A 22411-nucleotide genomic window follows, 5' to 3' on the forward strand; every position below is an offset into this window, starting at 1 on the left:
TTCCCTTGTTTAGCTTTGACATCAGGGAATTCAATTTTTCTTATTTTAGGGTTAACATATTTATTAATTAATGTACTAGTTACATATTTTTCGGGAAGAAAAAGTCCGTCAAAACCTTGTGGCATTATCTTTGTAATAACAGATTGCCAATCCACACTCGCTTCATATCCTAGTAAATCTTTCTTGTGTTGAATTACGACACCGCGATCAAGACCGCGAGCGTTTAACATTCTGACGTTAAAGTTATCTCGTTTTAATTCACCGCCCCAGCGATTCAAGAATGAATTGTCTTGTCCACTGTCTAATAATACTTCTACGGGGTTTTTACGTACTAAACGTGCATTATTAACCTTTGTAATGTCGCTAAAGAATTCAAATCTAGTTGCGTATTGTAAATTGTTTTTTATTTGTTCTAAAGCGCCTGTACCTGATTTGTTAACAATGTTCGTATCTTCTATAAAGTTATCTACTAAATCGTAAAAAATATGGTAGCAGAATACTTGTAATACACCGTCAGAAGGATGAGGATTAGCTACACGAAACAATTGATCCCCGTCAGGTGTTGGAGCCTTGATTAAACATTGCCCGTCTATTTCTAATCCGTGTGGAGAGAATAAAGGGTATTTAAAATTTAGCGTGTAAACGCCGTTCAATATCTCTTCGATTTCAGCTTCATAAATGTTATTATCAAGTATCCCTATTCCATTGTGGGTAAAGTCTGTTTCGTTTGGTTTATAAAGTGTAATCAAATGTATCTCCACCTCGTTTCGATATCAATCATATCAACGCTTCCTGTCCACGATATTGTGTTTTCTCCTTCTTTAAATATAGGGAATTTCCCAATCATTTTGTCATTCATAGGAGTAGTATTGTAGTAGCATTCCATTAAATCAGAATCAACTATTACAGAAGGATTAACACCTTTAATTTGGAATGAGATCCCATTGATTTGTATTGTTATATTTCCCGTTCCGTAAATTGTTAATTTAGGTAAAGAATGCAACGTTCCCTGGTTCATTATCGTAGCAGGAGTAGTTAACGTAAAAGGTTGTTCAATAGCGTATTCATAGGGATCGGACTTGAATGTAACTTGAAAATTACCGTATTCCTCTATCTCGTTTTCAATATCACCGATTTCTACAGATTTTATCTTTCGATAAACATAATCATCAGTAAACGAAAGAATTTTAGCGCTCATTATCCACGCTTTTATTTTTCTTAATAAAGGTTTGATGTTTTCATCTTCTAGTAAATTAAATTCAATAGTGAACTCGACATCTTCATAACCTTTTTCTTTTGTTAATGCTCCATTTTCTCTGCCGTCAACTTCAATAAATTCAATCTTCTTTTTAGCAGTCGGAATTTTAGGGCGATCCACCATACAAAGATAGTAGTTTCGCCCTAATTCATTATTTATTCGGATATCAAACACGGTTGGAACCTCCTTTTCCAACGTTTAATGATTGCCCTTTTTGAGTAAACCAATCATCAGCTTTTTGGAACATTTTATTCATATCACTTTCATTTCTAACGGTAGTGTGGAAAGTAACTTCATTTGTGATTTGTTGTGGTTGATTATTAATAACATTCATTCCAGCCTTACCAGCAAGTGCGTTTCCAGCCAAATCAGGTAGACCTGAAAGCATTCCGCCGCCACTTAGAATGCCGTTGACTTTTGACATTGCATCTCCTAGAATTCCACCACTTGCAAATGTTGTAGGAGCACTGAAAGCCATAGGAGCTGCAAACATAGGCGCAAAACTTCGAGAAGCTAATGCAGGTGCTTCACTTTCGCTATCCACACTTATGCTGTATGAACTAAACGGATTCAATTTACCAATCATATCGCCAGCAGAGTTCCACGCGTTTCTAATTTTGCCAACGATTTTATCTAACCATCTAGTGATACCGTTGTACAGATCACCGAAATAGTCGATCGCGCTTTGGATTGGTCTGTATACTGAAGTTAATGTGCTACTTACCGAATCCCAAGCTGAAGAAATTTTGCTTCTTATGGTATCGAACTTAGATTGAACTTTTGATACCATAGAATCCCAATATCCGGACACAGTAGAAACGATGCTATTCCAAATACCAGAAGATATTGATTTTATCGTGTTCCAAGCACCGTCAACCTTACTTCTAACATCATCAGCTTTGCTTCTAGTATCATTAGAAATTTTCGTCCAAGCTTCAGAAACATTTCCAGAAATTTCATTCCATTTTTGAGAAGTAGCTTCTTTAACAGTATTCCAACCATCCGTTGTTTTTTGTTTTACATCCGCAGCTTTCTCACTTGTTTTGTTAGCCATTTCATTCCATTTGTCAGATACAGCAGTAGATACTTTTCCCCAAATTTCTGACGTTTTGCTCGAGATATAGTCCCAACCTTCTTGCACCTTTGATTTAATAGGGGCCATGAAAGAACTCACCTGATCGGAAATCCATTTCCATGCATCACTAACAATAGTTTTGACACCTTCCCAAATAGATGATGTGAAATCCTTAACTGCAGTCCATCCAGTGTTTATAATTTCTTTCGCCTTATCCATATATTCGGTGAATGTTGAAGAAATTGCTTCCCATGCTTCTTTTATATAACCTTTAATCCACTCCCAAAATTCAAGCACAGGTTCTTTTATCTGTTCCCAAATCAAAATAAATGCAGTTAAAAGTAATTGTAATGGGAATGTAATGATTCCAAACAGAATATCCCATGCGGTTTGTGCGATTTCTTTTAATCCTTCCCAGAAAGAAGAAAACCCTTCTTTAACGCCTTCCCAAGCATCAGAACAAACTTGAGTGAATTCGTCCCATATACCAGAGAACCAGTCACTTATTCCTGTCCACATATCACTTGCTATTTGTCCGAATGCAGTCCAGAAATCAGACCATCCAGTTTTGAAATCTTCCCATGCTCCACTGAAGTATTCAACTACGGAATCCCAACCTTCAGATACCGTTTTGCTTAAAGAGTCCCAACCTTCTGACGCCCCTTCAGCAATTCCATCCCATAATTCAGACATCCAAGTAGAGAATTCGTCCCACTTTTCAGAAAGCCAATCTGTAATGCCACCCCAGTTATTAAATATAGCTATTACCGCAACTACAATCGCGATGATTCCTGCTATAGCTGCAACTACTGCTGCTACCGGTGCGCCAACAAATCCAGCTATTACAGTTACAATTATTCCTATCGCTTCACCTATACCAGTAATCCAACCTATTAAAGTTCCGATAAAACCGATGACTGAACCGATAGCGGTTATTATCGTACCTATGGCGGTTATTGTTGCGCCAATAACTATTAATATAGGACCGATTGCCGCAGCTAACGCCGCAATGACTACAATTGTTTTCTTAGTTTCTGGATCGAGTTTCGAAATCCAATCCATTAACTCTTTTAATTTTTCAACAACAGGCATTAACGCAGGTAGTATTTCAGTACCGAATTGAACGGCTAAAGTATGAAGTGTTTGTTGTAATTCTTTAAATTTATTTTCAGGCGTGTTTTCCATTTGCTCAGATAAGTGTTTAACTTCACCAGTAGCACCACGAGCATCGTCGGCCATTTTCTTTAGTTTTTCCCCGCCACTATGAACAAGTATTTGCCACGATGCTAAATGTTCCTTACCAAATATAGTTGCTAATGTGGCATTTTGTTGTTCTTGTGTCATACCTTGCAAACTATGCTCAAGTTCATCCATAACTTGTGGTAATTGCTTCATTTTTCCGTTTGCGTCATATGCATCAAATCCCATTTTAGCCATAGCTTTAGACATTGCCTTTGTAGGTTTAGCTAGGTTAACGAAACCTGATTTTAAAGCCCTTGCCGCTACTGACGCTTCAATACCATTAGATTGCAACATACCTACAGCCGAAGCGGTAACGGCTAAATCTTGCCCAGCTGCATTTGCAGTAGGCCCGATAATTGACATTGATTCGGTTAAAGAATGAACACTAGCCTTTGTGTGGTTAGCTGTATAAGCGAATATGTCAGCCATCTTATTGATACCTGCTATATTCTGTTCAGCATTATTCGTTTTCTGTCCAGTAGCTTCATAAGCTGATCCTAAACCATCGACAGTTTTAGCTAAGTCTTCATTCGCACCCCTAGCAGTGTGGAGGGAAACAGTCATGATTCGCATCGCTTCTTCTGCTGTGTAACCGTCTTTAACTAATACAAGCAAACCTTCATTGATCTTTTCGGTACTAACACCAAACTGTTGAGAGTTAGCAAGGGAACTATCCCACATTCTGCTCATAACGTCATTAACTTGTTGAGAAGTTAACCCAGTAGCGTTTACCTCTTTTCTAATATCAGCCATTTCATGTTGGAATTTCGATGCTTCTTTTGCAGCGTAACCCATAGCACCAGCTATAGGAGCTGTAACTTTCATCGACATGTCTTTCCCTACATCAGAAACATTTTTCCCAACTTCTTTTACTTTGTTACCAAATTCTTGAACATGTGAAGATGCTGTTTTAAAACTAGTACCTACCTTTTGATGTAATGCATCTACTTCTCTTCCTAGTTCTATTTCAGCTTGTTTTGCTCTATTTAATTCTGTTTCTAGCTTTTTAACCTCTTCTGATTCAGCACCGAAAGCCCGTTTAGCATTTTCTAATTGTTGCGCTAAATTTCTTGATTGTTCACCAGCATTTTGTTGAGCTTGTTTTAAATAATCATATTGCAGTTTAGCTTTTGAAGTTTCCGAAGCATTTTTGCTTAATGAAGCTGCTTGTAATTCGTATGCAGATTTCAATTTATCAGATTCGGTTTTTAAACCAGAATGAGCATTTTTTAATTCTTCTAATTTCTGTTTCGACTTGCCTACTTCGCTATTGCGTAATGATTCTGCTTGTTGAGCTTGTTTTAATGACTCCGAAGTAGTTTTAATCTTATTTGAAATATCAGCTTCAGCAATTTGCGCACGACGTAACGCTTCTTCAGCCTTTTTGGTTTCTGTTGCGTTTTCTCCCCACACTTGTTTTGTTCTTTGAAGTTGTTCCGCTGTCTCTTTTGTTTTGTTTTTAGCAATATCATATTGCTTCTCAAGTGTGGATAGCGAAGTCTTATATTTATCAACATCAGTTCCAGTTAACTTCATTTGAGTTTGAGCTAACTTCAACTCTTGCGTTAAGGCTTTGTTTGCTTGATTCATTTCATTTATTTTAGCTTTATAATCAGCGGTGTCAGCCTTAAATTTAATTATGGTTTCTTTTGAAGGAGTAGCCATCTATTTTCCACTCTCCTTTTCTTGGATATAGGCTTTCCACCATTCGTAAGCACTTTTGTTTTCTGCTATTCTTTGCACATCCCTTAAAGGCAAATTCCAAAAGTCATGCTCCGATATTTCGAAAATAAATACGTATAGACTGTATAAATCCACAACGAATTCAATCTCGAATTTAGGAAGTTTTAAACCTTTTTTTTCGCTTTATCCTGGAAACCTTGCGCCATTTTGTTTTTAGCTTCTTTTTTCATAACCGCACCGAAATAATCAAACGCTTCTGACATATCGACTTCATACACTTCCATGAACGATTCAAATTCCATATATTCTTTAGGATTTGCTTGGCGATAAGACGCGTAAACAATACGGAACGTATCTAATAAATCGATGTTCTGCATTCCACCAGCATTTAATAAAGTACTTAAAAACCCTTTATCGATAATGCCTTCTTTTTCAAGTTTGAATAATGTTAAAGCTGTTAAGTTAGGATTTGCTTTCACTACTTCACCATTTGATAATGTAATTTCTTTTGTCATGTAATATCTCTCCTTATAATCAAAATTAAAAGGCACTCATAAAGAGCGCCTTTGATAGAATTTATATTGATGTATTAAGCACCAGTTTTTTGTAAGCTTGCAGGATCAAATTTAGTTAACCAAGTTTGTGCAACTGTTCCTGTTAAATTAATCCCTTCATAATAGAATTTCCCGTATTTATCTGGTAATGCAGTAATTTCTAATTCGAATTCCGCTAGTTCCTCCGCTCCGTTTTCCACACTCTTTACGAAACCTGTTGCCGCTGCGCAGTTAGGGAATGCGATTAAACGTGTATTTTCTTCAAATGCATCGTGTTCTTCAGCTACGAATGCGAAATCTTTACCTAAACTATCCACACCATACCCGAATACATCAGTGATTAAACCGTCGTTTGTAATGCCAAAAATGTTGCGTAGTACTTTCAATTGCATGTGGCCACTAATCTTAACAGTCAATTGTGTTGGCTTAGATTTTTTCTTTTGTGTAACGCCGCCACATTTCTTTTCGATTGATTTAATTTCTGTTTCTGCATCTAATTTACCGATACATCCAAACGGTTCTGTTACTGCTTCACCTTTAAAAAGTACACTCGCGTTTTTAACCTCGACTGCATCAAAAACATCAATAGTTGTTGTAGGCATTTATTTTCCTCCTAAAGTTTTATTTATTTCTTCTATTAAAGATTTATTTAATTCCTCAATAGAGTAATTTACCTTTTGTTCAACACCACGTTCCATGAACTTTTGTGGCATTTTCTTTTTACTCGTACCTACCCCTAAATCTGGAAATACAAGATATTTGTATTTAGCCTTAGGTTTAAGAGTCAACGTTAAGTTTTCTTTTGTATCTCCATTAATGGATTTATAAAGTTTGGCATGTAGTTTTTTTCTTTTTGAAATCGGCATTAAACCAAGAATAGACTTTTGCATGACAGGCGAAACAACTTTATCTAAATCTCGATTGATGATTTTCTCGGCAACGTTTGGTAATCGCTCAATGTTCTTTTGATACGCTTCTACTTGTGCCGTATCAATACTAAACTTAGCAGACATTTGTAATGTTCCTTGTTAGTTCAAATGTAATTACATCAACAAAGAACTCAGTATTGCCCTTTTGCATCTTATCTTTGTGCGTTTTTTTGCAAACGTGACCGGTTTTTTTAATAGAATTCATGAATTTTAATTGAAGAACATCTAAGTCTTCGCGATTTTCAGAAAAATAATAAACTGTAACTTCTTGTTTATAATTAATAGAACCTAAATTTTCAAATCCTCCAGTTTCGAATACAACATGAGCAATTGTGGATATTTTAGATTCATCTTCTTGTACAACATCCTGATAAACTTTAGCCCCATCAAAAAACGTTTCTAAATGTTGTACTAGCTTAGTATTATACTTCTCAAATAACTCATCTTGTGTCATCTTGACCACCGACCTTTTGTAAATATAAATACATACTGTTTTTAAAACGATCCGCTTTAATGATGCTATAATAATGACCACGTAATTCAATAGTTAGGCTGTCCACATCCTTATTCTTTAACATAGGCGCGTATAACGTTTCAATCTTCATATCTAACTTTTTACCCACACTCTCTACTAGCTGAATATCAATCTCACGACACGAAAGTTCCGAAAATCTAAGTTTGATAATCTCGACGTTATCACGCCCGATTATTTTTTGAGTGGCATTTCGAATTGTTCTATATTCCATAACGCTAATAAATCCATCATTAAATGTTTTTCTATGTTGTTCAATTACCATTGTTCTTCTTCCTCTCATCGATTGCGACGTGTAATATCAATCGTGAAAGTGGTTGTCTGAAGTTACTTTCGAAACTGTCTAACGCATTGTTGTATTCATAACGAATACGGTTAATAACTAGCTCCCTTGCTGATAAATTGACGGATAGATCAAGTTCAGCGCCTACTAAATCATTAATAAAGTAAACGGAACGATCTATAAGCTTTATGATGTCCTTGTCTTCTTCATCCCAGGTGATTGCTAGTGCATGTTTTACATCTTCTAACAAATCAAAAGGCGACTGTAACGTCGCCTGTGATTGATTTTCTCCCATTAAGGATCACCTTACTTTCCAGCTGGTGGAGTAACAGGTACGTTCGGATCAACTAAACCAGTAATATCGTAAACTAAGAATGAATCATTACGATCAGCACGACCGTTAGCGTACATTTTAGCGATGTATAAATCTTCGTCTTCGATAGCACGAGTTTGATCGTACACATCTAAACGTTGTGCTCCGCCTAATCCTAAGAAGTAATCCTTAGCCATACCTACAATCATTTTTCCTTTGTCAACAGCGTGAGATTTAACGAATGAACCTGGAATCGGAAGAACATTGTAAGCGTAAGTTCCATCAGCATTAGGGCGTGTAGTGTAACCGTAAACTCTAGCCCAGTAATCAACTGGATTCACGATTAGCATTACATCTTCAGGATTACGTTTTCCATCACGAGTAAGTAACGCCATAATGTTTCCTAATGTATAAGGAGAAAGGTCTTTTAAAGTACCCGTTACAGGCTTATCAGCATGAACGCCGTTAGAAACAGTTAATAAATCTTTCGTCATACCGATAGGTTGATCTTTACCAGTACCTTTTACGATAGCTAGTTCTAAAGCGATTTTTAAAGATTCAACTAGTACAGTTCGAACATAACGGTCTAACCATGTTGGGCCAAGATCAAGCATTGCTTTGCATACAGGCATGAAAGCAGATAATTTGTATTGCGTGATATTGATCGTTTCGAAACCTTCGTCAAGTAATTCCTTATGTTCAGCGCATAATTTTCCCCAGAATGCTGTTTGAATGTCGCCTTTTTTAAGGATCCATTCAGTCAAAGCCCCAACATTTACAAAGTTAATTTTAGATAGTAATTCGTGAGATTGAACTAAGTCTTCAAATACTCGTTCAATAACAGTTGGCGGAACTAATGCTTCAGTACCAGCAAAAGAGTTGCCTGCAATTACTTCATTGTAGTATTTTGTTTCCTGACTAGTTAAAGCGCGTCCACCACGAGCAGCCAAAACAGCTTGGTCGCTAGATTGAACAGATGCTTGAGCTAAAATTTCGTTTTGAATACCTTGTGCGAATTGTACTAAAGCATTATCCACTTGTTCCGGCGTACCAGACGCTAATACCTCGCTTAAATTTTTCTGATTGTCAATTTTTGTTTCTAAGTCTTTACCCATTGTAAAGTACCTCCTATAGTTTGATAGATTTTAATAATGAAGCCATAAAGTTTGCTGATTTTTCAGCATTGATTTCACGTCTGTCAGCTTCATTTTCGATAGCTGCAGGTTGTTCTGGTTCTTCAACAACGTCTTCTTTGCTGTCCACACTGTTATCTATTGAATCAACGATTTCGTCGCACAACCCATAAGATAAGGCTTTTTCAGCAGTCATGTAAGTTTCGTTATCTAATAACGCCTCTAATTCATGAAATTCGCCATTAAAACGATTTCTGTATGATTGAATCAAAGCGTCGTCAACATCACGTAACATTTTAGCTTGCTTTTCTAATGAATCAGCATTGCCATATGCGTATGTCGCGGCTCTATGAACCATCATTGTTGTATTTGAGGGCATTACCACTTTATTAGCTCCCATTGCTATTAATGAGGCAGCAGATGCAGCTAAACCATCAACCACAACAGTTACATGCGCTTTGTGGTTTCTTAGGTAATTGCAGATTGCTATACCCTCAAATGCGTCGCCTCCTCCAGAATTGATGTGAATTTCAATTTCTTCAGCGTCGATATTATCGAACATTTCACGAGTTTTTTCACTAGTGATATCGCCCCACCAACCAGAACCAACTGTTCCATACATGTAAGCTACAGCTTTCTTGCTATCAGGTTGTTTGTCCATCATTAGGAACTTCGGTTGAATCTTTTCCATTTCCATCATTTTCACCCCCTTCCATAGTTCCACTTATCCTTGCTCTCTCATAGTTCTTAGTGACATAACGTTCATCAGCCCAAGCTTCTTTTATTTGTTCTTTTCCTAATCGTTCTAGCACATCGTTTATACTCATGCCGCCGACTGCAAATAACTTATCAACGGAATTAGCAAACTTAGTAAGGTCGAACAATTTGAAGTTATCCATGTTAAATTTGATGTACGTTTTACCTAAATATTGCTCTCTAGAGAACATCTTTTTGTTACATTCGTTAACAATCATTTCCCCTATTGGTCTTACTGCGAATATGATAAAGTTATCTAAATCGCCAGTAGGATTACCGGTAGTTGAAATGCCGCCCTCACTTATTCCGCTTAGTAATGAAGGAGGAATGTGGAAAGCAGTAGCAACGAAATCTAACATATCTTTGGCGAGATTTTTAATGTCCCTCGTATCTAAATTACGTGGGTCTTTACTTTGATCTTCCATTGTTACGTTATCTGGTAAGAACATGATTGCTGCTAACTTTTCAAGATTCATATAATCTTTTGCTTTCTCTTCAAAAAGTTCTTGTGCAGCTTTTCCATTTTCATCAGTTAATCCATTCATGAAACGTCCTCTGAACAAATAACGTATTCTTCCATTACCTTTGTAATCTGACATAGCTTTAGCAAGTAATAATCCATACGAGTTATAAAGACTGTCAATAACACTGTTTATCGACTCTTCAGAAAGCTTCAAATATAGAACGTCTCGTTCTTTAAATTCCTTCGTTAAAAGCTGATTGTTAATCGAAACACTTTTGTAAACATACTCATTAAAACCATTCGTAGTTTCACGATGAAACGACTCGGCTACCCACAGTTCTTCACCTATAGGCAAAATTAGCGCTTCATTGTCGTAAATTAACTGATGGATAACCTTACACCAAAACTCATGAGCATTTTCGTTTTTATTAGGCGCTACATTTAGTTGATAGTAATTCAAACTTCTTTTTAACTTACCGCTTCGATAAGATTCAAAATCACAAGCTACCAAACTACGAGCAATTAAATCAATCGCAGCGCTAACGTACAATTTTTTGTAAGCAATTTCAGCTTTAAGCGTCATCACACTACAATCAACATCCAGGACTGTTCCATTATCACTTTTGCCTAAAACAAATTTTAAAAGATTACGAATCCCCAATTTTTCACCCCCTTTCTCAGAATGACCATACTTGCATATCGTTTAAATCGACTGCATAGTCTTCAAGATCACCGTCGAAATTGAGGGCGTGTGTGAATGCAAAAAACCCGTCAGTTTTTCTTTTGACAGGGTCGATTTTTTTATATTCTTTTGATCCATTCCCTAATTCATCCACATAGATATTCCCACAATACCAACGCATAACAGGATCATCAGAGAAAACTATATTATGATTGATAAATAAATGTTGAATGAGCGGGTCGAGCATTGCATGAATGTACTGTCCACGCCTTACAACTTGTACGCGTTCATTGAATCCTGCTTGTTCTAGCAATGGTTTTAAAATAACAGAACGGAACTTATCAATCGCTATAGTTTTAATGCTATAAGTTTTCGCTTTTTCTAAAAACCAATTGATAACACGTTCGGGCTTTATTTCTTTATCGCAGACGATGGTGAAGAGTCCTTTTTCCACACCTATATCTATAATATCTTGATTAATATCCTGCATTTTCAAAGCCTGATGCCATATAAAGGTATGGTGAATCCAATAACGCTTCCCTTGTCGTTTGAATAGTAAACCGACGCTGCAGAAGTCGCGTAATTCTGCGTAATCCACACCACCAATACATTCATATAAATGTAAATCGTCCGGTAGTTCTTGATTTGTAGCAAGAAGATCCTCATAAGTAGCAATCTTATGTTGAAACAACTGCTTCGGAATATTCATACGCTTTGTCATGAATTCAACATGCATTGGAATTTTAGTCTGACAACCGGCCCATTCTTCTTTCATCGTTTCGAATAGTTCCGTGTTATCTCGAATAGAAGGATTGGCTTTTTCCCAGTTTGCAATATCTTCGGCTTCTTCTTCGGAGTCTAATTTGCAGATGAAGGGGAATAACTTACTGTTTTCAACTTCTCCACTTAGAACCATTCGAGCCTCTTCTTTCATATCATCCAAAACGCCACCACGGACATAACCGTCAGTAGTTAAATAGAAAGTTCGACCGTCTTTTACCTTACCTAAAGCTGAGCGGAATACTTTAATGGATGCATAATCTTCATATTCATGAATTTCATCGAACCAAACTGATCCAGGACGTAAACCATCTTTCGTTCTAGCATTAGAAGTGTTGTATTTTAAATGAGATCCGTTCCTTTTATGTTCAATTAACACTTTAGTAGTATTGAAAGACTTCTTCAAAACACTGTTTTTAGGGCTGTCAATTACTTTCCTAACATCTTTAAATGTAGTTTTTGCTTGTTGTTCGGAAGTTGCAATCCATTCAATATGATAATCATCAATTCCGAACTGTTTGGACAGCATATAAAAATTATGCCAACCACCATAACCATTTTTACCGCCGCCACGACCCATTAGAATTAAAATCTGATTCCAAACTAAACGATCGTTATTTTTATACCTAACTCCATATACGCAAGCATTAACAAATCTTTGCCATGCGTAGAGTTTAAAAGGGAAATACGGTTCTGGAACTTTAACACTGTCCTCAATAGCTTTTGCATCAATATAAACATTTGGATCATCTAAAGTTTTTCGAACTAAGGCCATTAATTGTTTTTGCTCTTTGCATGACCTTATCTCTCCGCTTTCCACACTATACATATACTCATCAATGTACGGGTGATATTTATAAGGAAGATCAGACTTCTGCGTCATCGTCATCATCCTCACTTACCGCTTTAAGTCCAAGTTCATTAAGAATCTTTAACATTTGGTTATTAGTTTTATTCAACTCGTTAATACTATCGTTTTTCTTCAGAAATCCGTTAGCACCTAATACAGATACACCACGTTCGTTAATATCAGCGATCAAACTATTCTTAACATCCCAAAAAGACATGTAATCATCGACCATATCAAGAAAGTAAGTGTGAGTGACACCGTTTGACCTCATTTGACCTAGCAAATTATCACGGATCGTATCACGTAAGTTAGTATGTTCTTCTAACGCTTCTTTCCAATGCCGCTTACGCCACGTATCACGAACAGTAGTTTCAGCAACGCCATATTTTGTAGCAATATCAGCGTATGTCATGCCATTTTTATAGTCTTCAAAAGCCAATTCATAGTTTTTCTTCTTGATTGCCACGGTATCACCACACTTTCATTTTTGATTTAAAAAAATTTTATTTTTATCTTGTTTTTCAGAAAAATACGTTTTATAATCTAATTAACAGGAAAGAAACGGTAAAAAAACAACAAAATAAACGCAAAACGAACGCTATCCAGAGAGAAGGATAGTGTATTTTTTTGCGCTTTTTTCTGTTTTCACGCGCGCGACGCGAAAATAAAAAGAGAAATCCCCCCTCGCGTTGCCCGGTCCCCCATCAAATTGTTTCTAGAAATGTTACCGGGGGGTGTTATACGTGTGTGAAGCTGAAAATTTTTACTTTAAATTTATTTATTTGATTGCTAAACCGAAGAATAGTTCAGCGTATTCGATAACTGTTTCGGCTTCTTGTCTTGTTAGGTTTAAGTATATCTCTAACCAATGATCTCTTAGGTTCGCTTTAACCTTCTCGAGTGATAACTTCTCACATGCTTTAGGCTTGTGTATGTGTCGTATCTGTACATAAGTCTTATAGATATCTTTATTGAATCGTTCATATGTTGCGTGTTCTTCGTCAGTCATCTTAAGTAAATCAGCAACAACTAAACGTTTAATAACATCTAAGTCATACGTGTTACCTTGTAACGTTAGGCTGTCCACACTTACCACCTCTCTTCATCTACTATCGTGCAGCGCTTCTTCACTATGTTCTTATCTTTGCCATGTTCTTTGTTATGGCATTGAATGCATAGTGTTTCTAGGTTACTTAATGTGTAAGCTAAGTCTGGTCTGTCACGTAACTCCTTGATGTGATGGACGTTCCTACCCTTGCTATACTTACCTTTACGCTTACATTCTTGGCACTCACTGTTATCTCGTTCGAGCGCTAACAATCTTATGTGCTTACGCCAATATGGATGCTTATAGAACTTAATGATATTATCTTGTTCATATAGTTTATTAATCTCTTGTATCGTTAGAGGTTGCATGAATTATCCTCACCCATTATATTCGAATTTCACTTTTAGCTTTCTTAATCATCTTTTCACTAATTTCTTTAGCTAACTTTTCCGCATCGACTTCACTAGGCTTTTTCAATAATTCTTCAATACCTTCTTTTAATAAGTACTGTTCCATTTCCTCTGACAAAACAAAATCAGAAGGAATTCTGTTCTTCGTAACAACATCGATTATAAATTCGTCCACTACATCATTTTCTTCAAGACTAATATTTCCTAACATTAAATTAATTTCATGTCGTTTATCTTTTATTAAATGTGCGAGTTGTTGAAGTTCTTTGTAAACCTCTTTCTTTTTATTATTAATAATGGTTTGCTCAACCGTTACTAATTTCTCTTCTTTCTTTTCTAATGGTGCGAATTTCTTCGGCATCGTTGGACCTCCACATCTAACGCACTTTAATCCGTCAAGGTGCTTAGTAACAACAACAGTTCCACAATTCTTATCCATACATTCAAGCATCTCTTTAAATTTCATCATTCATCCTCCTCCAAAATAAAAAGCACCCGAATGGATGCTATAATTTTATTAATTCACTTTAAATCAATATCGATATCATAATAAATTAGTAAAAATGTAATTATAGGTAAATAGGTAAGAATATAGTCTTCTTACAGAAAGTCTTATGATTATATCCATTTCTAATTACCTAACATAAAATGTATACATTATTGTCTATGCATATCATTTATAAAAATAGTCCGGTACGTGATATTTTAATATCCACTCATAAACGAAAGAGCAACCGTTTCGTTCAGTTGCCTTTTCGTTAATTCTTTATGTTATTACTATAACTCATTTTTACAAGGGTTTCGTTACCCACAAAGTACCTTACCTAAAGGTGACCTACTAAAAAGTAACCTTTTATAATGCATCCACAAACTTTAAGACTTTCCTTATCTCAGCATGTTTACGTTTAATGTAATATGGACTGTAATCTAAATCGTATGCTATTTGTTCTAATGTCATCCCATCGATGTATTTCTTTTGAATGATTTTATTGTCCAACCCTTCAAACTTACTAATCATTACTCTTAATTCATGCATGTCATTCATTGTATGAGCTAATTCATATTCGATGGCAGCGATACGATCCTCTAGTTTCGTTCCTTCTGAACCTTCAGTTAATCGAACATCTTGCAAGTCACCATATACCCAACGTTTCAGTTCACGTTTACTTCTTAATAAATTGTTTTCTAGATAACAAATTCTATCTTCTAGATTCCGATAATCTTTTAACCATTCTAGCAATGTGTATGCCACCTCACTTATTTTAGGATGCCAGCTTGTACAAAAATGTTTCTCCATGCCTCATTCGTTCTTTGTTTATCAAATAATTTACCTCTACGAGCAATTGCTTTTCTAACTTTACGTTTTTTATGCTTTTTCATCGTTTTTCCCCCTTGTATTTTCACCTCAAACCGATGAATCATTTTATACAGTGTTATTACACGTTTTTAGACGTTTTATATTGCCCAAGACTTATTACATTCGAAATTAATTTAAACGTTTAATTTCCTTATTATATAGATCCGTTTTTTCGTGAGGAATGAAAATTAACCTTTTCCATTCCTATAACTCCTATTTTCCAGAAACACATTCATAAAATTCGATTTCTTTATCGATTTTTTCAATTGACCATTCATCAAAATAATTAAATTCAATATTTGCACCTTCAACGAATTCAATCAAAGACATTAAATGTAAAACCTTTTTATATCTACCCATTCCTCTACCTCCTTAAATCAAATCCTCAATCATCCATTGAACATGTCTCACCATTTCTTTAATATCAAAGTTGCTTTCTTTACAAATTTTAATTGTTTCCATTTCTAATACTTGTAAGCTTCCACAATCTAGAAAGATATCTGTTAATCTCCTAACGTGGTCATCAAACGTTTTACAATCTTTTTTATTGATCGGTTTACAGTACATTCTTCTAACCTCACTTTCTATTCAAAGGATTATTTTGTTCAGTTTTTCTTTATTTTTAGAAATTCAATACTACTATAAGGAATTAAAGTTCCATTACATTCAATAGCACCTTTCTTGGTATAATCCACTTTCTTCATTTGTTCCCACGTTTTTTTCATTTCCTGTTCAGTATCAAATATCCACCCTAAACTTCTTCCGCTTTTAAGATTAATCTCAATCATTTCCCTCTACCTCCTTATTAATATCGAAAAGAAATATAACTCGGATTTACCACGCTAGTTACAAATGATTCGCTATAAAAATACTTTGGTTTAACATGAAACCTCTTGCAAAGCACTTGTATTTGATTAAACGATGGAATGATTCTTGATCGCTCTATCTCAATCAACTTATTAATATCAACACCTAACAATTCAGAAACTTGTCCTTGATTCATTCCGAATAAATGCCGAAGTTCCGTTAACTTCTCCCCGTTAAAATTACTCACAATATTTCGGTCCCTTCTGAATAAAACTCAATATTCCGTCAATACTGTAGATACATGGTAGTCTTTCTCTGTTTTCCTTTGTTGAGCAGTTAGCTTTTGCTGGCTGCTCTTTTATATTCCTTGTGTAAATCAGCTAATGCATGAAAAGTATTGTTTTGAATGAGTCTTAAAACACCAAACGCTTCATGCGGTGTTAAACCTTCCTTCTCAACTAATCTTGCTAAACCCGTAATAATTAATTGTTGTCCAAAACTATCTTGATTAAATTCAACTTTATTCATTACCCATTCCCCTTTTCGATTAAAATAACGCTTTTATAAAGTTTCTATAAGTTCATCTAGCTTCGAAATTGCATTGCTTAGTTTTTTAACTTCTTCTTTATCTGTTAAACTATCTCGTACTGAATGCAATATTTCTTTAATTCGAATCAGCTCAGATACGTTATTACATTGCTTTTCTATTATTTGTTGTGCTAAACGTCTTGAATCCATCTCTTACACCTCACTTTTAGACAAAATTCAAATTTTGTTTTATTTCTTTTTCCATTTTTCTATTAGTTCATTCCATATAGGATTGAATCTAGGTATCGCCCAAATCAATAGGATTAACGCGAATATTGATATAGGATTTACTTTATCTTTTAAAATTAAATTCACGATTATTTGATAAGTTAACGCTGGCACGAAACACATTTGAAGAATATATACATAAGACAACCATTTCATGATGTTGCTCCTCTTATATTATTTATTGCCTGTAGACCCAAACCCACCATCACCACGTTCACTATCTGATAGTTCGTCCACCTCCACAAAATGAGCTGTTATTACTGGCGCTATGATGCCTTGAGCTATTCGAGTTCCCTTTTCAATTACTTGCGCTTGCATATTGGCCACTTTAGGAATTTCAGTATTATCAACCAACACCCCAACTTCTCCACGGTAACCACTATCCACCGTACCAAGAACAACTCTTAACTTTGTATTACGCGTCATACCGCTACGCGGACGCACCTGCAATTCATATCCTGGTGGGATTTCAAAAGCTAATCCAGTTGGTACAACCTTTGTTTCTCCTGGCCATATAACCGTGTCCTCTGCTGCAACTAGATCGAAACCACTATCTCCCGGTTTTGCGTATTTTGGCAGTTTCACATCTTTCACTCGTTTAATTTTCACTCTTAACTTCATTTTTGTGCCCCTTCCATCTCGTAACTAAGTTTTGTAATCTATCTCTTTCTTCCGTATGGTGCTTGTAATGCGACTTCGCTATTTGTAATTGCACTTCTAAATTATTAACCTCGCAAAACCATTTACTAGATTGTCCTTGTTCGTGATGTAGCGCTTGTTCATACAGTTCGATATGTTCAGCCTTCATCCAAACACCCCTTTACTTTCCTAATTCTCGTGCAAAATCACCAAACTCAAATCCAACTAACTCTCTCCCGCTTGGGAACACTGTCACCGGCACACTCATATAATTCTTGTCTGCTAACCACTCTACATACTCTTTGTTTTCTTCAATATTGCGAGTTTCATATTCAACACCCGCAGCATCTAGGGCCCACTTTACTTGGTCGCAATTTGCACATACATTCTTCGTATAAACAACGATCTTATTTGCCATTCTCTTCATTCTCCTTTGCCTCTGCTAATAATTGGGTTACTTCAAACGTTCCATGCTCCGTATATTTCATTGTTCTTCCTCCTTGTATTTAGATAAGATAACCGTTAATTTAACTGCCGTTTCCTCACTCGCAATCCATTGCCCTTTATAATATCCAGCCAATCCTAAATCCTCGTCATCATAAGCCTTGTCCGCTCTCTTTCTGTTTTCCACTGCTGATAACTGTAACTGTTCGATATACTCTTCAATTGCTTTTCTCATTCTCCCCATCCCCTTTTAATAGTCTCCATAACTCTTTTTCATCCATTTCATACAGCTGACGTCCTGTTTTTTCTTCTTTGTAAATTCCCTTATGTATCAAGACATCGATGTAGATTTGTTTCCTATCCATTGCTTCTCCTTGCTTAGAAAATACCTGTTTTAAGGTAAAGTTTTGCCCGATAATAAAAGTGATAATATATCCAGTTACCACTGTATTTGTTATCTAAATACACAATTTCAAATCCGTACTTTGCTTTAAATGTATTAAGTCGTCCCAGCAATGCTAAAGGATTGTATTTCGAACGATATTGCCCTTTTAACATCTTTTCATAACCCTTTAGGTCCTCCACAATTAGAGTGAAGGGGATGTCTTTTGACCGAATTAACTCATTTTCAAACGCTGTTTGCGTATCTTTTTGTAAGTTACCTGTTATCTCATCCATGTGGGCTTTCCGTTCTACTCGGCTATCTAAGTAAATATCACGAGGTATTCCAAGTTCTTCATTTTTAGGAATCATGCAGCCGTAATCACCGGTATCTAACTTTTGATTTTTAATTGGAATCCCCTTTTGATGTAAGTAATCAAGGATATGACCATTTACGTTTTCGCGAGTATCAATCACGATTGTTAGTGTTTTAAGGATTTTTTCTATTTCTTTATCTGTGTAATGGAAACGAATCATTTAGATGCCCCCACCAAATCTAGGTTTTCGTATACATTACCTATAATCTCTATACTAGTTCCGCTTTCATTCCCAAATAACCATCCGCTATTTCCGTTGCATGCTTGAAATGTAGCGAAATTTTCGTTGTATTTGACAATCCCTAAACCCACTACATTTCCGCTAAATTTCAAAACATCCCCTTCATAAATCCCGTTTCCTTCCTTATCTTTTAATCCCGTGTATTGTAAGACTTCAATTTCATTCATGTCGACTTCAAACGCTTTGTAGCAAATCTCATCACGAATACTTGCTAGCTGTATTTTCTTGCTAGGGAAATCAATATAACCAACCTCGTACATTTCTTTATCCGCTTTGTCCCATGCTTTAAACTTAATTTCTCTCATTTTCAAGCCCCTCTCTTTGCATATAAAACCGCACGTTCATATATCTTTCTTGCAATTTCATTAGATTTATCACTTTCAAATGGTCGATAATCTTCATACATGTCTGTCCATCCGTTATTCGCAAGTACAATCGTCCATTCATAGAACATTTGTAATGATTCTTCGTCCACAATTAACCACTCATTTAACTTTTGGTTATGCTGCCATCCACAAAATTGATAGAAGATCTTTAGGATTGTAACTTTTTCGTTATTTGCATCCTTCCAGGACTTGAACCAAGCATCAATTCCATTGAAATTTTTCTCGGCAGCTTGCATAACTTCCGCTGGAATTAAATTCTGTCTTGTTATTCCAATTCGATTATCTTTCGGATCAAGATAGATATTTGCACCTGATTTCCAAATCGAACTTATAATTTCTAAAACTTTCAAATCTATCACCTCTGTTATCAGAAACTACTAAACTGTTACTGAAAAACACCTAAAATCGCCATGTGTTACTAAAAAGTAACACGCTTCAGCCCTAGAGCCACAAGGGATTGAACCACTTTTGTTATTTTTGTTACCCATTTTGGGTATAAACGCTCCTAATAAGTACTTATATATATATTATTTTTTTGTTTATATATATTTTTAATAACAAAAGTAACAAAAAGAGTATGAAAAGTACCTTGAACCCTTGGTACATAAGGGTTTTAAGAGATTTTAAATGTGTTACTTTTAGTAACACTTTCGCTATTTTCATCGTTTTCTAGTAACTTTTGCTGTTTAAACGTATCTTTTCGGTCTGCTAAAGTAACACCCTTGATGAAATACTTATTTCGGTTGCCACGTTCTCGCTTGAATCCTTGTGATTCTAAAATTCGATAGAACGCTCTATTTTTTAATTGATGTTCACCATTTTTAAAACACCAATTTGCATAAACTTCATATAAGTCTTTTGCTTCGACCTGAACATCTTCTCTTTTGAAACAACATTCGAACATGAACGGCCCGAGTATATCCATTTCTTCTTTATAATCGCCTGTTGCTTTCATAACAATTGCTGGATCGTTTAGTCCCGACTGCTGCCACTTCAGACAACCCTCAATCGCCCAGTTTAGAATGCCTGGCATTTCAAGACTTAGTTTTTCAGGTAATTTCTTATCACGTTTTTCCTTTGGTAATTGTAGATTGAACGGAATCAAACGAATACGTCTCCATATACCTTCATCTACCCCTTTAATTACTGGCTTATGGTTTGTAGTGAAGAAGACTTTAAATTCTGGTATGAACTCAAAGAACTCTTGTCTAAGGAAACGCGCTAATACTGGCTCACCGCCTGTTATTTGCTTTACAAAGGCTTCAGATAGTTGTTCCCCATCTTCACTTTCGATTGCCGATACAAAACGAGATCCAACTAATCTTGCGATGTCATTGTTGGCCCCAGTTTCTTTCTTTTTAATGAAAGTATCTGATTTAGCTTGTCGGCCGTAATCACCCATAATGTCTTTGATTATGTTGATGAATGTGGACTTACCATTTGAACCTCCACCGATTAGGAACACCATGATTTGTTCTGTGATTTCTCCGGTGAGAGAATAACCGATTAACCGCTGCATGTATTCAGCTAGTTCTTTATCACCTTGGAAAATTTGATCTAAGAAATTAAGCCATTCAGGACATTTTGCATTTTCGTCAAACGCAATATTGGTGATTTTAGTTAATCCAAGTTCCCGATCATGTTGCTGCAGCTTACCTGTCTTTAAATCAACAATGCCGTTTTCAACATTTAACAGGTATTTGTGTGTATCAAAATCCCCGCGTTCTCCTGGAACCAACGGCATAAGGTCCTTGATGCTATTCATTCGGATATTTCTACGTTCACACATACGTGACCATTTCGATTCTGCTTCATCATCCGATTTAGAAAGGCTGCGTAAAACTTTGGCTGTAATTCTTTCAATTTCTTTTTTCGTATCCACTTTCCAACGCTTTCCGTCCCATATATACCAACCAACATCGTTAATATATTTGATCACATGTCCATATTCGTATGCGATACGTTCAGCGTTTCCCATTTCAGTAAGTTTGAATTTCCTCTTGGGCTTGTCCTCCACAACCTCAGCTATATTTTCATTAATAAAATTAAATGAGAATTCTTCGAATTGCTGTTTGTTGTCTAAGATAGTTGTAGATGTGGAGGAAATGGCTACTCCTATTGTTCTTTCACCGTATGTTTCGTTTGTATCGCTAAAATGAATAACATCCCATTTATCACGAATTAAGCTACTTTCGCGAAACATTGCATCCATTCGAGTTGCTGATTTACCTGTCCAAAATGCTAAGTAATTACATAGAGCAAGGTCACTCGCTGAATGGTCCTCATTTATTAAGTTGCCATTGTACAATGAACGAATTTCATCACCATTTTTACTACGGAACATTTTCTCCCAAAGTGATTCGTTTGAAATTTTGATTTCGTCTTTTTCAAATTCCGCTAAGTTGACGCGCCCTTGAATGTCGCTATCATCAAAATATTGTTCAAACACTTCTGCTAGTTCATCCGTACGATCGTATACGTCATTAGAATTTTCACGGTTTCCAGTAAAGGTAAAGAATCGACCGTAACTGTAAATTTCTAAACCGTGTTTTGTATTTTTCCTTCCAGTACCTAATACTGATTGTGGAAGGCTACCTTTGATAATGATGTGGATGCCTTTCATAGATGGTGAAAACTCTGTATAGCTATCTAATGTATCGATAATTTCTGTTGCAAAAGCATTTGTCTTTCCGTCCACAACACACTTATCAATATCTATTCCTATATAGTTGTCCTGCCTACTAAACACGAAACCTATTCCGTCATAGTCACCTTCTAAGTAAAATTTGACTGTTGATGCAAATGTCGACCAAGTACGTCTATTATTTGCTTGAGCCATTTCGCCAGTTACCTGACACGGAACTTTTGTCTGCTTGCCATTTCGTGTTTCGAACTTCCACAAAATCCATTGAGGAAGGGCCTTTAACTCGGCAGGAATTTCATTAAAATTGTATGGATTCTTTTTCATTTCG

General features: G+C 35.9%; 35 protein-coding genes. All 35 read right to left on the minus strand.

Annotation, left to right across the window (positions count from 1 at the left end; all coding sequences use genetic code 11):
- Positions 1 to 749 (minus strand): phage tail spike protein (locus tag COK05_RS24280; RefSeq protein WP_176539462.1); only part of this gene is annotated, 749 nt, incomplete at its 3' end.
- Positions 746 to 1432 carry a phage tail protein gene (locus COK05_RS24285; RefSeq protein WP_098614569.1) on the minus strand — a complete coding sequence of 229 codons (687 nt, stop codon included), beginning with the start codon at positions 1430 to 1432 and terminating at the stop codon, positions 746 to 748. The genes COK05_RS24280 and COK05_RS24285, both read right to left, overlap by 4 nt.
- Complete coding sequence (locus COK05_RS24290; protein WP_098614570.1) at positions 1425 to 5240, minus strand: phage tail tape measure protein; 3816 nt, start codon at positions 5238 to 5240, stop codon at positions 1425 to 1427. The genes COK05_RS24285 and COK05_RS24290 overlap by 8 nt, the downstream gene beginning before the upstream one ends.
- Before the next feature lie 182 nt (positions 5241 to 5422).
- Positions 5423 to 5773: a hypothetical protein gene (locus tag COK05_RS24295; RefSeq protein ID WP_098614571.1), complete on the minus strand. Its 351-nt coding sequence runs from the start codon at positions 5771 to 5773 to the stop codon at positions 5423 to 5425.
- A 74-nt stretch (positions 5774 to 5847) separates the two neighbouring features.
- Positions 5848 to 6414 carry a phage tail protein gene (locus COK05_RS24300; RefSeq protein ID WP_098614572.1) on the minus strand — a complete coding sequence of 189 codons (567 nt, stop codon included), beginning with the start codon at positions 6412 to 6414 and terminating at the stop codon, positions 5848 to 5850.
- Positions 6415 to 6825 carry a hypothetical protein gene (locus tag COK05_RS24305; protein ID WP_098614573.1) on the minus strand — a complete coding sequence of 137 codons (411 nt, stop codon included), beginning with the start codon at positions 6823 to 6825 and terminating at the stop codon, positions 6415 to 6417.
- A complete protein-coding gene (locus tag COK05_RS24310) occupies positions 6815 to 7195 on the minus strand; it encodes a hypothetical protein (RefSeq protein ID WP_098614574.1) in 381 nt (126 codons plus the stop codon). The genes COK05_RS24305 and COK05_RS24310 overlap by 11 nt, the downstream gene beginning before the upstream one ends.
- Positions 7182 to 7538 (minus strand): phage head-tail adapter protein, encoded by a 357-nt coding sequence (locus COK05_RS24315; RefSeq protein ID WP_098614575.1) that lies wholly within the window; start codon positions 7536 to 7538, stop codon positions 7182 to 7184. Before COK05_RS24315 ends, COK05_RS24310 begins: the two co-directional genes overlap by 14 nt.
- Positions 7528 to 7851, minus strand: a complete 324-nt coding sequence (locus COK05_RS24320) for a hypothetical protein (protein ID WP_098614576.1) — start codon at positions 7849 to 7851, stop codon at positions 7528 to 7530. The genes COK05_RS24315 and COK05_RS24320 overlap by 11 nt, the downstream gene beginning before the upstream one ends.
- 11 nt (positions 7852 to 7862) lie before the next feature.
- Positions 7863 to 8984, minus strand: coding sequence for a phage major capsid protein (locus COK05_RS24325; protein WP_098614577.1), 1122 nt, complete (start codon positions 8982 to 8984; stop codon positions 7863 to 7865).
- A 13-nt stretch (positions 8985 to 8997) separates the two neighbouring features.
- Positions 8998 to 9699 carry a head maturation protease, ClpP-related gene (locus COK05_RS24330; protein WP_098614578.1) on the minus strand — a complete coding sequence of 234 codons (702 nt, stop codon included), beginning with the start codon at positions 9697 to 9699 and terminating at the stop codon, positions 8998 to 9000.
- Entirely contained in the window at positions 9647 to 10882 is a 1236-nt protein-coding gene (locus COK05_RS24335) for a phage portal protein (protein WP_098614579.1), read from the minus strand. The genes COK05_RS24330 and COK05_RS24335 overlap by 53 nt, the downstream gene beginning before the upstream one ends.
- A gap of 16 nt (positions 10883 to 10898) precedes the next feature.
- Positions 10899 to 12575, minus strand: coding sequence for a terminase large subunit domain-containing protein (locus tag COK05_RS24340; protein ID WP_098614580.1), 1677 nt, complete (start codon positions 12573 to 12575; stop codon positions 10899 to 10901).
- The gene (locus COK05_RS24345) at positions 12550 to 12999 is read right to left on the minus strand and encodes a P27 family phage terminase small subunit (protein WP_098614581.1); all 450 of its coding nucleotides are present in this window, start codon (positions 12997 to 12999) and stop codon (positions 12550 to 12552) included. Before COK05_RS24345 ends, COK05_RS24340 begins: the two co-directional genes overlap by 26 nt.
- Positions 13000 to 13311: 312 nt before the next feature.
- Entirely contained in the window at positions 13312 to 13620 is a 309-nt protein-coding gene (locus COK05_RS24350) for a hypothetical protein (protein WP_098614582.1), read from the minus strand.
- A 2-nt stretch (positions 13621 to 13622) separates the two neighbouring features.
- The gene (locus tag COK05_RS24355; protein ID WP_098614583.1) at positions 13623 to 13949 is read right to left on the minus strand and encodes an HNH endonuclease; all 327 of its coding nucleotides are present in this window, start codon (positions 13947 to 13949) and stop codon (positions 13623 to 13625) included.
- Between the two features lie 16 nt (positions 13950 to 13965).
- Positions 13966 to 14457, minus strand: coding sequence for a hypothetical protein (locus COK05_RS24360; protein WP_098614584.1), 492 nt, complete (start codon positions 14455 to 14457; stop codon positions 13966 to 13968).
- A 387-nt stretch (positions 14458 to 14844) separates the two neighbouring features.
- Complete coding sequence (locus COK05_RS24365; RefSeq protein ID WP_098614585.1) at positions 14845 to 15231, minus strand: DUF1492 domain-containing protein; 387 nt, start codon at positions 15229 to 15231, stop codon at positions 14845 to 14847.
- Between the two features lie 17 nt (positions 15232 to 15248).
- Positions 15249 to 15371, minus strand: a complete 123-nt coding sequence (locus COK05_RS24370) for a DUF3983 domain-containing protein (protein WP_098614586.1) — start codon at positions 15369 to 15371, stop codon at positions 15249 to 15251.
- 190 nt (positions 15372 to 15561) lie between these two features.
- On the minus strand, positions 15562 to 15708 hold the full coding sequence (locus COK05_RS31430) for a hypothetical protein (RefSeq protein ID WP_176539463.1): 147 nt from the start codon (positions 15706 to 15708) through the stop codon (positions 15562 to 15564).
- A 12-nt stretch (positions 15709 to 15720) separates the two neighbouring features.
- A complete protein-coding gene (locus COK05_RS24375; protein ID WP_098614587.1) occupies positions 15721 to 15915 on the minus strand; it encodes a hypothetical protein in 195 nt (64 codons plus the stop codon).
- 38 nt (positions 15916 to 15953) lie between these two features.
- Positions 15954 to 16136: a hypothetical protein gene (locus tag COK05_RS24380; protein WP_021728831.1), complete on the minus strand. Its 183-nt coding sequence runs from the start codon at positions 16134 to 16136 to the stop codon at positions 15954 to 15956.
- A 17-nt stretch (positions 16137 to 16153) separates the two neighbouring features.
- Entirely contained in the window at positions 16154 to 16402 is a 249-nt protein-coding gene (locus tag COK05_RS24385; protein WP_098614588.1) for a helix-turn-helix domain-containing protein, read from the minus strand.
- A gap of 89 nt (positions 16403 to 16491) precedes the next feature.
- Entirely contained in the window at positions 16492 to 16683 is a 192-nt protein-coding gene (locus COK05_RS24390) for a hypothetical protein (RefSeq protein WP_098614589.1), read from the minus strand.
- Positions 16684 to 16716: 33 nt separating this feature from the next.
- A complete protein-coding gene (locus tag COK05_RS31435; protein ID WP_176539464.1) occupies positions 16717 to 16893 on the minus strand; it encodes a hypothetical protein in 177 nt (58 codons plus the stop codon).
- 39 nt (positions 16894 to 16932) lie between these two features.
- Positions 16933 to 17127, minus strand: a complete 195-nt coding sequence (locus tag COK05_RS24395; RefSeq protein WP_098614590.1) for a hypothetical protein — start codon at positions 17125 to 17127, stop codon at positions 16933 to 16935.
- 18 nt (positions 17128 to 17145) lie between these two features.
- Positions 17146 to 17592: a dUTP diphosphatase gene (gene dut / locus COK05_RS24400; RefSeq protein WP_098614591.1), complete on the minus strand. Its 447-nt coding sequence runs from the start codon at positions 17590 to 17592 to the stop codon at positions 17146 to 17148.
- Positions 17570 to 17779, minus strand: a complete 210-nt coding sequence (locus tag COK05_RS24405) for a hypothetical protein (protein ID WP_098614592.1) — start codon at positions 17777 to 17779, stop codon at positions 17570 to 17572. Before COK05_RS24405 ends, dut begins: the two co-directional genes overlap by 23 nt.
- Before the next feature lie 12 nt (positions 17780 to 17791).
- Positions 17792 to 18028 carry a glutaredoxin family protein gene (locus COK05_RS24410; protein ID WP_098614593.1) on the minus strand — a complete coding sequence of 79 codons (237 nt, stop codon included), beginning with the start codon at positions 18026 to 18028 and terminating at the stop codon, positions 17792 to 17794.
- A gap of 66 nt (positions 18029 to 18094) precedes the next feature.
- The gene (locus COK05_RS24415; RefSeq protein WP_098614594.1) at positions 18095 to 18289 is read right to left on the minus strand and encodes a hypothetical protein; all 195 of its coding nucleotides are present in this window, start codon (positions 18287 to 18289) and stop codon (positions 18095 to 18097) included.
- Entirely contained in the window at positions 18273 to 18419 is a 147-nt protein-coding gene (gene fbpA / locus COK05_RS24420) for a Fur-regulated basic protein FbpA (protein WP_098614595.1), read from the minus strand. The genes COK05_RS24415 and fbpA overlap by 17 nt, the downstream gene beginning before the upstream one ends.
- Positions 18420 to 18432: 13 nt before the next feature.
- Positions 18433 to 18972: an ERCC4 domain-containing protein gene (locus tag COK05_RS24425; RefSeq protein ID WP_098614596.1), complete on the minus strand. Its 540-nt coding sequence runs from the start codon at positions 18970 to 18972 to the stop codon at positions 18433 to 18435.
- Entirely contained in the window at positions 18969 to 19358 is a 390-nt protein-coding gene (locus COK05_RS24430) for a YopX family protein (protein WP_098614597.1), read from the minus strand. The genes COK05_RS24425 and COK05_RS24430 overlap by 4 nt, the downstream gene beginning before the upstream one ends.
- A gap of 2 nt (positions 19359 to 19360) precedes the next feature.
- On the minus strand, positions 19361 to 19789 hold the full coding sequence (locus COK05_RS24435) for a hypothetical protein (RefSeq protein WP_098614598.1): 429 nt from the start codon (positions 19787 to 19789) through the stop codon (positions 19361 to 19363).
- A 263-nt stretch (positions 19790 to 20052) separates the two neighbouring features.
- On the minus strand, positions 20053 to 22407 hold the full coding sequence (locus COK05_RS24440; RefSeq protein WP_098614599.1) for a phage/plasmid primase, P4 family: 2355 nt from the start codon (positions 22405 to 22407) through the stop codon (positions 20053 to 20055).
- Positions 22408 to 22411: the final 4 nt, after the last annotated feature.

The organism is Bacillus cereus (genome assembly GCF_002567495.1).
GTDB classification, from domain to species: Bacteria; Bacillota; Bacilli; order Bacillales; family Bacillaceae_G; genus Bacillus_A; species Bacillus_A cereus_AQ.

What these genes read in the sequence shown, in the direction of transcription:
- COK05_RS24290 (WP_098614570.1), bottom strand. Translation starts at nt 5,240, where the DNA reads ATGGCTACTCCTTCAAAAGAAACCATAATTAAATTTAAGGCTGACACC.
- COK05_RS24295 (WP_098614571.1), bottom strand. Translation starts at nt 5,773, where the DNA reads ATGACAAAAGAAATTACATTATCAAATGGTGAAGTAGTGAAAGCAAAT.
- COK05_RS24300 (WP_098614572.1), bottom strand. Translation starts at nt 6,414, where the DNA reads ATGCCTACAACAACTATTGATGTTTTTGATGCAGTCGAGGTTAAAAAC.
- COK05_RS24305 (WP_098614573.1), bottom strand. Translation starts at nt 6,825, where the DNA reads ATGTCTGCTAAGTTTAGTATTGATACGGCACAAGTAGAAGCGTATCAA.
- COK05_RS24310 (WP_098614574.1), bottom strand. Translation starts at nt 7,195, where the DNA reads ATGACACAAGATGAGTTATTTGAGAAGTATAATACTAAGCTAGTACAA.
- COK05_RS24315 (WP_098614575.1), bottom strand. Translation starts at nt 7,538, where the DNA reads ATGGTAATTGAACAACATAGAAAAACATTTAATGATGGATTTATTAGC.
- COK05_RS24320 (WP_098614576.1), bottom strand. Translation starts at nt 7,851, where the DNA reads ATGGGAGAAAATCAATCACAGGCGACGTTACAGTCGCCTTTTGATTTG.
- COK05_RS24325 (WP_098614577.1), bottom strand. Translation starts at nt 8,984, where the DNA reads ATGGGTAAAGACTTAGAAACAAAAATTGACAATCAGAAAAATTTAAGC.
- COK05_RS24330 (WP_098614578.1), bottom strand. Translation starts at nt 9,699, where the DNA reads ATGGAAATGGAAAAGATTCAACCGAAGTTCCTAATGATGGACAAACAA.
- COK05_RS24340 (WP_098614580.1), bottom strand. Translation starts at nt 12,575, where the DNA reads ATGATGACGATGACGCAGAAGTCTGATCTTCCTTATAAATATCACCCG.
- COK05_RS24355 (WP_098614583.1), bottom strand. Translation starts at nt 13,949, where the DNA reads ATGCAACCTCTAACGATACAAGAGATTAATAAACTATATGAACAAGAT.
- COK05_RS24360 (WP_098614584.1), bottom strand. Translation starts at nt 14,457, where the DNA reads ATGAAATTTAAAGAGATGCTTGAATGTATGGATAAGAATTGTGGAACT.
- COK05_RS24370 (WP_098614586.1), bottom strand. Translation starts at nt 15,371, where the DNA reads ATGAAAAAGCATAAAAAACGTAAAGTTAGAAAAGCAATTGCTCGTAGA.
- COK05_RS31430 (WP_176539463.1), bottom strand. Translation starts at nt 15,708, where the DNA reads ATGGGTAGATATAAAAAGGTTTTACATTTAATGTCTTTGATTGAATTC.
- COK05_RS24375 (WP_098614587.1), bottom strand. Translation starts at nt 15,915, where the DNA reads ATGTACTGTAAACCGATCAATAAAAAAGATTGTAAAACGTTTGATGAC.
- COK05_RS24380 (WP_021728831.1), bottom strand. Translation starts at nt 16,136, where the DNA reads ATGATTGAGATTAATCTTAAAAGCGGAAGAAGTTTAGGGTGGATATTT.
- COK05_RS24390 (WP_098614589.1), bottom strand. Translation starts at nt 16,683, where the DNA reads ATGAATAAAGTTGAATTTAATCAAGATAGTTTTGGACAACAATTAATT.
- COK05_RS31435 (WP_176539464.1), bottom strand. Translation starts at nt 16,893, where the DNA reads ATGGATTCAAGACGTTTAGCACAACAAATAATAGAAAAGCAATGTAAT.
- COK05_RS24395 (WP_098614590.1), bottom strand. Translation starts at nt 17,127, where the DNA reads ATGAAATGGTTGTCTTATGTATATATTCTTCAAATGTGTTTCGTGCCA.
- dut (WP_098614591.1), bottom strand. Translation starts at nt 17,592, where the DNA reads ATGAAGTTAAGAGTGAAAATTAAACGAGTGAAAGATGTGAAACTGCCA.
- COK05_RS24405 (WP_098614592.1), bottom strand. Translation starts at nt 17,779, where the DNA reads ATGAAGGCTGAACATATCGAACTGTATGAACAAGCGCTACATCACGAA.
- COK05_RS24410 (WP_098614593.1), bottom strand. Translation starts at nt 18,028, where the DNA reads ATGGCAAATAAGATCGTTGTTTATACGAAGAATGTATGTGCAAATTGC.
- COK05_RS24415 (WP_098614594.1), bottom strand. Translation starts at nt 18,289, where the DNA reads ATGAGAAAAGCAATTGAAGAGTATATCGAACAGTTACAGTTATCAGCA.
- fbpA (WP_098614595.1), bottom strand. Translation starts at nt 18,419, where the DNA reads ATGGATAGGAAACAAATCTACATCGATGTCTTGATACATAAGGGAATT.
- COK05_RS24425 (WP_098614596.1), bottom strand. Translation starts at nt 18,972, where the DNA reads ATGATTCGTTTCCATTACACAGATAAAGAAATAGAAAAAATCCTTAAA.
- COK05_RS24430 (WP_098614597.1), bottom strand. Translation starts at nt 19,358, where the DNA reads ATGAGAGAAATTAAGTTTAAAGCATGGGACAAAGCGGATAAAGAAATG.
- COK05_RS24440 (WP_098614599.1), bottom strand. Translation starts at nt 22,407, where the DNA reads ATGAAAAAGAATCCATACAATTTTAATGAAATTCCTGCCGAGTTAAAG.